Here is an 11,834-nt window from a genome sequence, read left to right on the forward strand (position 1 = left end):
AGTCACTTTTTTAAGCATAATGGCGGTTAAATCTACGTCAAAGGTTTTATTGTCACCATGACAATTTGGGTGCCTTCACTCGAGTGCTTTTCTGGGCCACGCTATCGCGCTATCGCCCAGTCTATTGGCGCAGCCATCTCGGCCGGAGAGCTTGCTCCAGGCGAACGCTTACCACCTCAGCGGCGTTTAGCGGATGCGTTGGGGGTAACCGTAGGAACCGTTACGCGTGGGTATGCTGAGGCAGAACACCATGGCTGGGTAACTGCCCGAGTAGGCAGTGGAACCTTCGTCAAACAACCTGCGGAAAGAACCGTTTTTGATATGGCGTGGCGTCAGAATGATGACAGCGATGTCATCGATTTAAGCTTAAGCTTGCCGCCACCTCACCCGCTTCGTTTACAGGCGTTTAGTGATGCATTAAAGGCAATGAGCGAATCGCCTTCTGCAGTGACGCGGGGAGTTTCCTATCTTGATGCTCGGGGAGCCGAAGGTCACCGCGAGAGGCTGGCGGGATGGCTAGCGCAGTTAGGTATGTCGCTGAACGCGGATGAGCTGTTGATTACTCAAGGGGGGCAGCATGGCATTAGTCTTGTGCTTAGTACGCTGCTGCGCCCTGGTGAACTAATTGCTACCGATGCCTTGACCTATCCAGGTGCGATTAGTGCCGCCCAGCAAGCACACCTAAAAATGGTCGGTATTGCCTTTGATGAAGAAGGCATGTGCATGGAGGCGCTGGAGGCGCAGTGTGCCCGCCAGCCGCCTAGGCTAATCTATGTGACACCCGACCAGAATAACCCTACCGGCGCTTGTCTCAGCGAGGCTCGGCGTGAGCAATTGGTAGCGCTTGCCAGGCGTTATGACAGCTGGCTATTAGAAGATGGTGTGCAGTACTTGCCTGCTGAGCAGCGCGGTACACCGCTGTATCAGTTAGCTCCAGAGCGGACGCTATTTGTCTTCAGTACGGCAAAAGTATTGGCGGGAGGGCTGCGTATTGGTGTTCTGCGCACGCCTAATGTGCTGCTTGAGCGCCTTGCCGCCGGGTTAAGAGCGCAGAGTTGGATGGTGCCGCCACTGATGGTCGATATCGCCTGTTATTGGATCGCTCAGCCTGAGGCAGCTTCGCTGCTTGCGTGGCAAACTGAGGAGCTGGCCGCGCGACAGCAAATAGTGACAGAGATGCTTTCCGGTTACACGCTGGGTCGGAGTCACAACGGCAGTAATGTCTGGCTCACGCTGCCGGAAGGGAGTCGCGCCATCGAACTGTGCAAGCGCTTGCAACTGCAAGGCGTTAAAGTCTCAAGCGCGGAGCCTTTTTGTGTGGGAAGTACGCCCGCGCCCCAGGCAATTAGGATTTGTATTGGCGCTGCTACTGATAGGCAGGCATTAACTCAGGCAGTGAGCGTTATTAAGCAGTGCCTGGCTCAGCCGCCATTGGCAACCATTACCGTGTAACAAAGCTGTTAATAACCAAGCTACTCATAACGGTCTTTCCATCCTTGGTGGTGTATCTGTTCTTTGAGCATTTCGAGAGTGTCGTAAAGCACTTGTTCGGTGACATGCGCACTCGTTTCATCCACAGTTAGCCAGCTGTTGAAGCCTGTTTCGGCCGTGCGCTCAACCAGTTGGCGAAACTCCGCTGAGTGAATGCCCTGGGCCAGTTCATCTACTAACCGTTGGGCAACCCCGCTAAGTGATGCCTGCATAGCGTTTGAGGCGGTTCTCCCCATGGGGAGGCGGTGTAGTTTTTGAATTTCTGGGCTTTCCCGTAGTGTTCGGCTGACTAGGTCATCAATCGACGCCATGATAGCAATCCGATTCTGCTGATAGGCTTGGCCTACCGTCGCCTCCAGACGCTGGGATATTTCATGAATCAGCTGAGTTTTACGAGGGAGGATAACGCGATCAATGACCCGCTCAGTGAGTGAGTCGCTGGCAGTGACCTGTTGCTGTACATTGCTAAGAAGCCGCAGTGCAATGCGATCGGAAAGTTCTTCCAACAGTATGTCGTAATACTTGGCCAAAAAGCGGTAGCTGGACCAGCTTGTCACATCGATTAAGCGCAGCCGGTGCAGTCGGTTTAAGAGAGATACCACGCGTAGTACGCGCAATAAGCGGAACCCGCTAAGGGGGATGCAGCCAAGCACGTCGTACCAGTTAACAAAAGGGTAGAAAAACCAGCGGTGATAGCGCCGCTCGGCAATTGCTACCATCCAGCCCAGCAGTACATCCGCTATAAAAATGCCGACAAAAAACAAGTCGATGGTAATAAAACGGCTGTGGATCACTGTGTCGTAAAAAACGTGAAAGCCGGGTGTGAGGCTGGCAATAGCGTCGTTAATCGGTCCAATCAGAAACAATGAGTCAAATAGTAACAGGCTAAGGTTGATGATAACCGCGGCGAGGATGAAAAAATCCCAACCGATATGCGCATACTCAACGGTTTTAGGTAGCTGTGGGTTGCGCTCCCTGACGGGCATGAGGGCTCCTTGCTCTGCGGTGTGGGTTAGCGTTAAGAGTGCTGCTGGTGGTGGTTTTGATGAGTTAGCAGCTCTTCTTGCTCCGCCTGCTTACGCAGTTTTTTGCGCAGCGCGGCTTTTTCAAATCTCAGTTTCTGTAGCGAAGTTTCCAGCGCAAGTGGCGGCACTATCGCAGGCTTACCGTCCGAGTCTACCGCCACCATGGTGAGGTAACAGCTATTGGTGTGGCGAATCAGCTTTTCACGGATATCTTCGGCCACTACCTTAACTCCGATCTCCATAGAAGAGCGCCCCACATGGTTAACGCTGGCTAGAAAGGTCACCAGTTCGCCTACGTGAATCGGCTGTTTAAACAACACCTGATCGACAGAAAGTGTGACGACATAGTGGCCTGAATAGCGGCTTGCACAAGCGTAGGCCACCTCATCGAGTTTTTTAAGGATAGCACCACCGTGTACTTTGCCACTGAAATTGGCCATGTCGGGCGTCATTAACACGGTCATGGAGAGTTCATGCTGGCCGGGTAGGGCGCTGTGTTCAGCGTGGGTGTCTGACATAAATAAAAACCTTCAGAGATTAAAATGCCCGCCCCAAGGGGCGGGCGCTATGTAGGTAGCTAGAGTTCTAAAGCTATTGCGTCGTTAATGCTAAAACCATACTAGGCCAACGGAAATAATAATGCCGGTGACAAACAGCTGGATTAGGCAGAAACCCATGATGTCTTTCGCTTTCAGGCCTGCGATAGCCAGCACCGGCAGCGCCCAGAAGGGCTGCAATAAGTTAGTCCAGGCATCGCCCCAGGCTACCGCCATGGCCACACGCGAAATGTCAGCACCTAGCGCTTCTGCAGCGGGTAGCATGACCGGGGCTTGAACAGCCCATTGGCCACCGCCGGAAGGCACGAACAGGTTCACAATGCCTGCGCTTAGGAAGGACCAGAATGGCAGCGACGTAGCGGTGGCGAAAGAGACTAACCACTCAGACATGCTCTGAGCCAATCCCGATTGCACCATAATGGCCATAATGCCCGCGTAGAAGGGGAACTGAATAACGATTCCTGCGCCGCCTTTAATGGCTTCATTCAAGCTGTTGAGCAGGTTGCGCGGCGTGCGATGCAGCACAATGGCCAAGAATAGGAACAGGAAGTTGACGACGTTAAGGTTCAATCCTCCGCTACGAAGTAGAAAGTGGTCGAGCAGGAACAGAAGCCCTGGAACGCCCACTAGCAGGGCGAGTGGCATGCTGTTTTCGAGCTTTTCTGCTGGGCGGGTAATACGACCTTGCTGTTCAGGTTCATCGTTTAACAGCTTTGGATCCACATACACGCTGTCTTTTTCATCCGGCAGCATGAAGCGGTTAACCAGCGGTACGGCAATAAACAGACAAACAACAATCGCAAGGTTAAAGAAGGCAAAAATAGTCGAACCGGTACCGATAACACCAATTTGATCAGCGGAGAAGTGGCCCTCTGTTGCAATGGTCAGCGGAATCGAACCCGCAAGGCCGCCATGCCAAACCACGAAGCCAGAGTAAGCGCTGGCGACCAGAAGGCGATAGTCCACCCGTATCAAGCGGGCGAGTTCCTTGGCAAAAAGCGCCCCAACAACGAGACCAAACCCCCAGTTAATCCAACTGGCAGCGAGCGACACGAGCGTGACCAGAATAATCGCGCCACCAGGGCTTTTCGCAGTGCTAGCGATTTTCTGCAAAATGCGTTTTACCGGTGGTGAGCTTGCCAGCATAAAGCCCGTGACTAGCACTAGCAGCATCTGCATTGAGAAGGTGAGTAGCCCCCAGAAGCCATCACCCCACATGCGCAGCACGGCAAGCGGTGTTTGGCGCTCAACGGCTATCGCAGCGACAGACGCAATTAATGTTAGCAGCAGAACAAAGATGTAGGGATCAGGCAAGTAGCGCTCGACCAGCTTAACTGCTGGTTTTGATATGAGTTTTAGCATGAGTGCTCTCTTTATTCGTTATTAGGAAGTGCGTGGCTAATATACGGCGGTACACCGTATTTTTCATCTATTGTCAGGTGCTTACTAAAATGCTTGCTCAGATACTCACTATTACGGTAGCCCAGTTAGTAGCAGCTATGCGTGATGAGCTTCAACGGAGTGGGCCCTATGAGTTTGGCGTTATGTTCTCAGCGTTATAGATTTCCACGCTGAGGGCGCCAATGGTGTTGGCGGTAGCGGTAATAGTAGACAATCAATACCGCCGAACGTGTGAACATAAAAAGCGTAAAGGCTAGCCACAGACCGTGGTTACCAAACCCTTGGGATAGCCACCAAGTAGGTAGGTAAACCGCTAAGCCAATAAAAATACTATTGCGCATTTCGCGCACGGCGGTGGTGCCGATAAAGACGCCGTCTAATAAATAGCTCCATACGGCAATTAATGGCATTACTACCATCCAAGGCAGGTAGCTAGCGGCGGTGGCACGAACCTCTGCCAGCCCCGTCAGCAGGGCAACCAAATAATTTCCCCCTAATGCGAAAGCAAGGGTGGCCGCCGTGGCTGTCCAGAATGAGAATTGCGCTGTCGCCCTAACCGTCGCTGCAAACTCCCGCCAGTCCCGCCGCCCAAAAGCGCGGCCTACTAGCGATTCCGCTGCGTGGGCGAAGCCATCAAGTGCGTAGCTAGTGAGCATAATAAACTGCAATAGCACGGCATTAGCGGCTAACACAGTGTCGCCCTGGCGTGCCCCCTGTGCGGTAAAAAAGGCCATGGCAAACAGTAGCCCTAAGGTGCGCACAAACAAATTGGCATTAACATTAAATAGGGCTGAGTAGGCTGACAGCACCAAAAGCCGCTGCCGTTGAAAGCAGCCTTCCAAGTGACCAAGCTGACGTAGTACCAAATAGCCGCCAAAGGCGAGCGCGCTGTAGTCGGCAATCACGCTGGCCATGGCAACGCCACCGCTGGTCATCCCTAGCCCCACCACAAACCAAAGATCGAGCACGATATTGACGCTGTTGGTCAGCACTAAAATCATTAGCGTGACACGAGCGTTCTGCTGACCCAAAAACCAGCCGAGGATGGCGTAGTTCGCAAGCACTGCTGGGGCTGACCAGAGCCGTATCTCGGCATATTCCCGTGCTAGTGGCGTCGCCGCTTCACTACCGTCTAACAGCCATAGGCCTAGGGAAATCAGCGGCGAGCCAAAGATAATCAGCAGCGCGCCGATAACGACTGCCATAATGAGTGACTGACCCAGTAAATTGCGTACATCACTATGTGCTTCGCGCCCGATTGCCTGGGCGACCAAGCCGGTAGTGCCCATACGTAGAAAGCCAAATCCCCAATAGAGAAAGCTAAACAGTGTCGCGCCGAGAGTCACGGCCGCCAGATAGCGAGAGTCGGGCAGGTGCCCGACCACGGCGGTATCGACAAGCCCTAGTAGAGGAACTGTTATATTCGAAAGAATGATGGGCCAAGCAAGGGTCCAAATACGCACGTCGCAACGACCCTAAGCAGCAGTAATAATGCGGTACTTCTCCATGAGTTTCTCGTGTGTCTCGGGGCGCTCTGGGTCGAGAGGAATGCAGTCCACAGGGCACACTTGCTGACACTGGGGTTCGTCAAAGTGACCCACACATTCAGTGCATAAATTGGGGTCAATAATGTAAATTTCATCGCCAGGAGAGATGGCGTCATTAGGGCATTCAGGTTCGCAGACGTCGCAGTTAATGCATTCGTCGGTGATCATCAGGGCCATGGGCATACCTCACGAATGGCTTTTCGCCCAGGTAGTTATATACCCGAGCGTTTTACTCAACAATATCGATCGTTAGATAGTGTAGTGCTTACGCAGTGCCTCTGCGACCTGCAGATGAACGAGCGGTGAAATATCGCCACCCAGCTTGGCGATTTCTCGCACAATGGTGGATGAAATATAGGAGTTTTCCACCGCTGGGGTGAGAAAAACGCTCTCAAGTTCAGGGTTTTGCGCACGATTCATATTGGCCAGCTGTAGCTCGTACTCGAAATCCGAGACAGCCCGCAGACCACGTAGAATAATGGTGGCTCCCTGTTCATGCATCATGGTGGTCAGCAGCGTTGAGAAGCCGATGACCTCGACGTTCGGTAGGGAAGCACATACTGTTTTGGCAAGCGCAATACGTGTTTCCAGCTCAAGGCTAGGCCGCTTGCCGGGGCTTGCGGCGACCGCAATGACCACCTTATCGAACATCCGCGCACCTCGTTCGATAAGGTCAAAGTGGCCATTGGTGATAGGGTCAAAGGTGCCTGGGTAGACAGCAATATTCACACGTTGATCGCTCATTCGGGCGTCTCCTGTTCGTCAAGCTGACCAAAAGGGTTATCCGCCGTGAGCGAAACGGCGTGTTCATAGCCAGGAATATGAATACGGTCGGCATGGATTTCAAGCTCAGGGCCCTCCAGAACGGCTTCACCGAACTGGTAACGAGGCGCATAGTGCCCACGGTCAGCGCCTTCTAAATAAGCCGCGACATTCTCGCGAACGGCTTCCCGGCGTGTTTTCCAAGCGCTAATGGCTGCGCTGCCGTGGCGTTGTGTGAGCAAGCGCTCGGTGACCTGGGGAGAGAGCACGACGCCAGTGGCATTATTACCACCAAACCCTTTCGCGTTGATAAAGGCGGCATCTGCCTTAAAGGGTAATGGCGTGGTGGAGAAGCGTAGCCGTTTGGCGTACACATCATCCGCGACCGCATCTAAGGTGGGGATGCCCGGCAGTAACCCATGAGCAAAACTGCCCAGAGCGCTTACCAACTGGTCGCCTGCCGCAGACCCCTGGGAGTGGCCGATAAACGCTTTAATGGCAACCACTGGCCAGTTCTCGATACCATTTGCGCGGGCAATTTCATCGAAAACATGGGATTCGGTAGTACGGTTTTTAGGGGTGCTGGTGCCATGGGCATGCAGGAAGGTACGCTCTTTTAGCGCTTTCTCACCTAGCATATCTTTTACCAAAGCGGTTGCCTTGCCCAGGGTGATGTAGTTACCAATGCCGGGTGCGGAAATAGAGCGCTTAAAGCCATCAGCGTTAACGAATACATCAGGCACTGAACCTAAAATATCCGCCCCTAACTCAAGTGCTAACGCGTCGTCCATTAACAGCACGAACTGGCTCGCTTCCGCCATGGTGAAGCCACAGTTGCGTGCGAACGGGCGACAGGCGCGCTGGTAGTCAGCGTCGGTAAGTAGCGCTAGAGAATCCAGCGCTTTCAGGCTGGCGTCATCGGCCAGTGCGCCCATAGCGCGAAAGCCTTCGATGATTTCGGGGGTGATCGGCGCATCTGCCGTGCCCACCATAACGACTCGGCAACGCCCTGCGCGGATATCATCAATCCCCAGGCGTAGGTTATATAAAAAGCTGGCGCAGGCACCTAGGGCTGCACCGGTACTACCCACGCTGCCTAATACGTAGGCATTGAGGAAGTCGGCGGGCATTTGCCCGTAGCCCAGCGGCATTTGCTTAGACGTGGCACGTTGACCACTGACCAAGCTCTTTAGCAAACCGCCCCAGCCTTGGTCATCTAGCTGGCCAATGGAGTTGCCCGCATATACAGCGATATGGTCAGGATCAAGCCGCTGGCGAATTGATTCCCAAGCGAGCCCGCTCGCGCCTAGGCAGTCACTAGCACTAAATACTGCCATCGACAGGCCGCGCGGATGATGCACGCTACGGTAAAGGCTGGCGGGATCGAAGCCACTCGGCAGTTGGGCAGCCGCACGCACCTTTGGCTCTAAGGCGTCAGGCAGTAGAGCACTAAAGTTACCCGCGGGCACGGTGACGGCGACTTCCTTCGCGTCAATGTCCTCTACCTGCCATCCTTCAGGCAGCTGTTCGGGCAGCTGACGGCGGCGCAATGTAAAACGCACCGGTTCAGACAGCGTCATTTCTGCCCGTCGGTTGGCTGGCAAGCCCGGGGCGAGAAAGCGTGGATCCTCGTTGCGCCGAATCAATGTGTGGTTAAGCACATGATCGCGCAAGGATTGAGCAGGGGAGTCAATGGGCTGGCCGGCACTATCATGCCAGCCGTTATCGGAATGCTCGGCAAGGCGCATAAGCGCTGCCAAGCCTTCCAGTGTTTGGCGCTGCTGGTCAGCTGGAAGAGCATCAAGCACGGTGCGGCGGAAGGCCTGGTGGCCCGAGGTTCTGCCGGCGGGATTGATGCCGCCCATGCCGACAATCACCGGTAAGTGTGACAAGCCGGGTTCCTCGTGGTGCGGTGGTTTTTAGTAACAGTTATTGTCAGAGGCATAGCAAAAAAGTGCTGCTCATCTGCGCTTAATAATACTCTCGAGCGTGATCATAGCACCGGGCATACAACGGCGTCATGCCGCGTGCGCGGTAGACTGATAGAATCACGTTTTTTTTAAGCAGGGGATGGCATGCAGCATACATCACGACCCGTGGTTTCCAATCAGCCAGGCCCGCATCAAGATGTGGCGCGCAGGGTGGCGCGTGCCATAGAAAACCCACTGCGAAAGCCAATTGCTACGCATACTCTACAGGCGTTTGAGTATGCGCATACGTGGCTTCAAACGCAGCAAGCACCGCTGATCTTAGATGCCGGTTGCGGTGTGGGTCTTTCAACACGCCGTTTGGCAGAACAGTTTCCATCGCATGCGGTTATCGGCGTCGACCGGAGCGAAGACCGGCTAAGTCGAGACCATGGCGAGTTGCCTGCTAACGCGCTGTTGGTGCGAGCTGACCTTGTCGACTTCTGGCGACTTGCTGAACAGGCAAATTGGGCGCCCGAGCGCCACTTTCTGCTTTACCCTAACCCTTATCCAAAAGCCGCGCATTTAAAAATGCGCTGGCATGGGCATCCTGTTTTCCCCACACTGCTAGCCCTTGGGGGCCACTTAGAAGTGCGCTCCAATTGGCTGCTGTATGTTGAAGAGTTTGCTCTGGCAACCGCCCTGGTAACGGGAAAGCAGGCAACCATTGCATCGTTGGTTCCTAACGGCAGCTATCTAACGCCGTTTGAAGCAAAGTATGATCAAAGCGGACAAACGCTTTGGCGATTACAGATTGAATTGGAGCGGGCATGACGTTTGTATATCTAGTGTTAGCGATTGTTGCTGAGGTTATCGCCACTAGCGCCCTCAAGTCTTCAATGGGATTCACACGACCGCTGCCAAGCATCATGGTCGTTGTAGGCTACGGCGTGGCATTTTATCTGTTGAGCCTGGTGTTGCGGACATTGCCTGTCGGTATTGCCTACGCCATCTGGGCGGGCCTGGGCATCGTGTTGGTCACGCTGGTTGGCATTATGGTTTTCGGTGAAAAGCCTGACTTACCCGCGGTTATTGGCATTAGTTTGATTGTGGCTGGAGTAGTCATACTTCAAGTCTTTTCAAAAATGAACGTGCATTGAGGAAAGTAAGCGTGACGTGCTCAGATATTAAGTGCTCAGATACAAAGTGTTTAAAGGTTAACGATTCTGCCGAGAAACTCTCAGCTTTTAATCATTCGGTTAAATCATCCATACGCCGCTGGCGTCGGACGTTAATGACAAGTATGGCAAGTGCTGCCTTGTGTGTAAGCCCTGCACTGTATGCCGATTTCAGCCGACTAGGCCAGTTAGAGAGTAAGGGGTTTGCAATTAGCGCTGAAGCGCGCTTACTGGATGCGGATACCGGCAGTAATGCATTACTGGGTAGCCTGAATCCTGAGCGTCAGCTGTCGCCAGCCTCCGTTACAAAAGCCTATATGTCTGCTGCGGCACTCAATCATTTTGGGCCCCAGCATCGCTTTACCAGCCAACTGGTCAGTACGGGCAATGTGGAAAGTGGTGTGTTGCGCGGTGACTTGGTATTTGAAGGTGGGGGTGATCCAGGACTCACGACCGAAGACCTTTGGCGGTTAGTACAGCGCCTGCAGCTTGCTGGTGTGCGCGAAGTGGATGGCGCTCTGGTGGTCAGTCAGTGGCGCTTTGGCCCTGTTGAGTGTATTACCACGGATCGCTGTAATGCGCGTACTCGAGTCACCAATGCTTACAGTGCGCCACTCACCTCGGCAGGCGTCAATTTTGGTAGCTGGTGCGCCAACATAGCCCCTGCTGCGACTGCGGGAGAGCCTGCCCGCGTGGGGTTATGCGATAGCCAAGCTCCGTTAATTGCTATTGATAACCAAGTCACCACACGCCCCGCTAATAGCGGCACAGACATCAGCGCAGAGCGCATTACCGATGAGCGTGGTGATGTTCTACGTCTTACCGGGCAAATTTCAACCAATGCGACTGCCCGTGATGTTTACCGTGGGGCTGGCGATGCAGCAGAGAAAACTGCCCAAGTATTGCTGAGCATGCTGAATCAAGCGGGTGTCAGTGTTCGTGACCCCTGGCGGGTCAGCTCAACCCGCCCACCGAGTAGCGCGCAGCGCTTGGCGGCAATTGATAGTAAGCCACTCCAGGAACTGCTGCTGCGTACGATGAACTACTCCAATAATTACATGGCTGACGTGCTGGCGCTGAATCTGGTGGAAACGCCCCAAGCGCAACTGCGCCAAGCGGGGCAAGCGATTGAAACCTACGCACAAAGCTTGTCAGGGCACGGGCCGCTGACGATGCACAGCGGCAGCGGGCTGACGACTGATAACCGTACCTCTGCCCATGGTGTCAATGTGATGTTGGAGGATATGTTTCACCAGAGTGCCCTTTTTCCTAGTTTCGTCGCTTCCTTCCAGTCGCCTGCCAATGGAGTAATGCGCTTTATTCGCCGTGGTTCACCAACGTTTCAAAATAACGTCATGTTGAAGACTGGCACGCTCAATCAGCCGTTTGCTGTTCGCGCCGTGGCGGGTTATTTCCGTACCGCTCAGGGGCGTTGGGGCGTGTTTAGTGTGTTAGTTAACGGCAGTGGTAGTACGCCTTACCTTAGCTGGCCCGAGGTGCTTGATCCCTTATCGTTGGACTTAGATGCGATGATATTAGCCAATTAATCTTAATTTTTACTGCCGAGGCAACGGGCATGAAGCCAGGACATACGGGGTTAACCCATTTACTGCACTCAACGCGTTATTCGTGGAAAGGGCTAAAGGCCGCTTTTAGAAATGAAGCTGCATTTCGCCAAGAAGTAGGCATTACAGCGGTGTTACTGCCGTTCGCTTGGTGGATTGGAGAAGGGCCAATTAGCTGGCTGCTGCTGGTTGGCAGCCTGTTTCTTGTACTGATTGTGGAACTGCTCAATAGTGCCATAGAGAACGTTGTCGATCGCATTGGCACCGAGCATCATGAGCTTTCAGGGCGTGCTAAAGATATTGGCTCGGCGGCGGTTATGCTGTCGTTGATCATGGCAGGCTTAACCTGGGGGCTGTTAGGCTGGCAAAAATTGATTGGCTAAATCGCTTCTACTCAATCC

At 53.8% G+C, this 11,834-nt stretch carries 12 protein-coding genes; 5 read left to right on the forward strand and 7 right to left on the reverse strand.

Annotated features, from left to right (window positions below):
- The first annotated feature begins 57 nt into the window (after positions 1 to 57).
- A complete protein-coding gene (locus tag L1X57_RS08895) occupies positions 58 to 1,452 on the forward strand; it encodes an aminotransferase-like domain-containing protein (RefSeq protein ID WP_009724872.1) in 1,395 nt (464 codons plus the stop codon).
- Positions 1,453 to 1,472: 20 nt separating this feature from the next.
- Here the strand turns inward: L1X57_RS08895 and L1X57_RS08900 are convergent, their stop codons facing one another.
- From L1X57_RS08900 to L1X57_RS08930, 7 genes are all read right to left on the reverse strand, one after another.
- Entirely contained in the window at positions 1,473 to 2,477 is a 1,005-nt protein-coding gene (locus L1X57_RS08900) for a hypothetical protein (protein WP_009724871.1), read from the reverse strand.
- Positions 2,478 to 2,509: 32 nt separating this feature from the next.
- Complete coding sequence (locus L1X57_RS08905) at positions 2,510 to 3,034, reverse strand: acyl-CoA thioesterase (protein ID WP_009724870.1); 525 nt, start codon at positions 3,032 to 3,034, stop codon at positions 2,510 to 2,512.
- Between the two features lie 90 nt (positions 3,035 to 3,124).
- Positions 3,125 to 4,435, reverse strand: a complete 1,311-nt coding sequence (locus L1X57_RS08910; protein WP_009724869.1) for a short-chain fatty acid transporter — start codon at positions 4,433 to 4,435, stop codon at positions 3,125 to 3,127.
- A gap of 194 nt (positions 4,436 to 4,629) precedes the next feature.
- Positions 4,630 to 5,937 carry an MATE family efflux transporter gene (locus tag L1X57_RS08915; RefSeq protein WP_009724867.1) on the reverse strand — a complete coding sequence of 436 codons (1,308 nt, stop codon included), beginning with the start codon at positions 5,935 to 5,937 and terminating at the stop codon, positions 4,630 to 4,632.
- 12 nt (positions 5,938 to 5,949) lie between these two features.
- On the reverse strand, positions 5,950 to 6,198 hold the full coding sequence (locus L1X57_RS08920) for a YfhL family 4Fe-4S dicluster ferredoxin (RefSeq protein WP_009724866.1): 249 nt from the start codon (positions 6,196 to 6,198) through the stop codon (positions 5,950 to 5,952).
- 72 nt (positions 6,199 to 6,270) lie between these two features.
- Positions 6,271 to 6,765, reverse strand: coding sequence for a pantetheine-phosphate adenylyltransferase (gene coaD / locus L1X57_RS08925; RefSeq protein WP_039869857.1), 495 nt, complete (start codon positions 6,763 to 6,765; stop codon positions 6,271 to 6,273).
- A complete protein-coding gene (locus tag L1X57_RS08930; protein ID WP_039869889.1) occupies positions 6,762 to 8,648 on the reverse strand; it encodes a beta-ketoacyl synthase in 1,887 nt (628 codons plus the stop codon). Before L1X57_RS08930 ends, coaD begins: the two co-directional genes overlap by 4 nt.
- Positions 8,649 to 8,858: 210 nt before the next feature.
- Between L1X57_RS08930 and trmB the strand changes: the two genes are divergently transcribed.
- From trmB to L1X57_RS08950, 4 genes are all read left to right on the forward strand, one after another.
- A complete protein-coding gene (gene trmB / locus L1X57_RS08935) occupies positions 8,859 to 9,524 on the forward strand; it encodes a tRNA (guanine(46)-N(7))-methyltransferase TrmB (protein ID WP_009724863.1) in 666 nt (221 codons plus the stop codon).
- Complete coding sequence (locus L1X57_RS08940) at positions 9,521 to 9,850, forward strand: DMT family transporter (protein WP_009724862.1); 330 nt, start codon at positions 9,521 to 9,523, stop codon at positions 9,848 to 9,850. The genes trmB and L1X57_RS08940 overlap by 4 nt, the downstream gene beginning before the upstream one ends.
- Before the next feature lie 143 nt (positions 9,851 to 9,993).
- On the forward strand, positions 9,994 to 11,415 hold the full coding sequence (gene dacB / locus L1X57_RS08945; RefSeq protein ID WP_009724861.1) for a D-alanyl-D-alanine carboxypeptidase/D-alanyl-D-alanine endopeptidase: 1,422 nt from the start codon (positions 9,994 to 9,996) through the stop codon (positions 11,413 to 11,415).
- A 29-nt stretch (positions 11,416 to 11,444) separates the two neighbouring features.
- Positions 11,445 to 11,816 (forward strand): diacylglycerol kinase, encoded by a 372-nt coding sequence (locus L1X57_RS08950; protein WP_009724860.1) that lies wholly within the window; start codon positions 11,445 to 11,447, stop codon positions 11,814 to 11,816.
- Positions 11,817 to 11,834 lie beyond the last annotated feature (18 nt).

The organism is Halomonas sp. TD01 (genome assembly GCF_923868895.1).
Taxonomy (GTDB): Bacteria; Pseudomonadota; Gammaproteobacteria; order Pseudomonadales; family Halomonadaceae; genus Vreelandella.

Coding starts and splice junctions, on each gene's coding strand:
- L1X57_RS08895 (WP_009724872.1), top strand. CDS start 58: ATGACAATTTGGGTGCCTTCACTCGAGTGCTTTTCTGGGCCACGCTAT.
- coaD (WP_039869857.1), bottom strand. CDS start 6,765: ATGAGCGATCAACGTGTGAATATTGCTGTCTACCCAGGCACCTTTGAC.
- trmB (WP_009724863.1), top strand. CDS start 8,859: ATGCAGCATACATCACGACCCGTGGTTTCCAATCAGCCAGGCCCGCAT.
- L1X57_RS08950 (WP_009724860.1), top strand. CDS start 11,445: ATGAAGCCAGGACATACGGGGTTAACCCATTTACTGCACTCAACGCGT.
- L1X57_RS08900 (WP_009724871.1), bottom strand. CDS start 2,477: ATGCCCGTCAGGGAGCGCAACCCACAGCTACCTAAAACCGTTGAGTAT.
- L1X57_RS08910 (WP_009724869.1), bottom strand. CDS start 4,435: ATGCTAAAACTCATATCAAAACCAGCAGTTAAGCTGGTCGAGCGCTAC.
- L1X57_RS08905 (WP_009724870.1), bottom strand. CDS start 3,034: ATGTCAGACACCCACGCTGAACACAGCGCCCTACCCGGCCAGCATGAA.
- dacB (WP_009724861.1), top strand. CDS start 9,994: ATGGCAAGTGCTGCCTTGTGTGTAAGCCCTGCACTGTATGCCGATTTC.
- L1X57_RS08920 (WP_009724866.1), bottom strand. CDS start 6,198: ATGGCCCTGATGATCACCGACGAATGCATTAACTGCGACGTCTGCGAA.
- L1X57_RS08930 (WP_039869889.1), bottom strand. CDS start 8,648: ATGGGCGGCATCAATCCCGCCGGCAGAACCTCGGGCCACCAGGCCTTC.
- L1X57_RS08940 (WP_009724862.1), top strand. CDS start 9,521: ATGACGTTTGTATATCTAGTGTTAGCGATTGTTGCTGAGGTTATCGCC.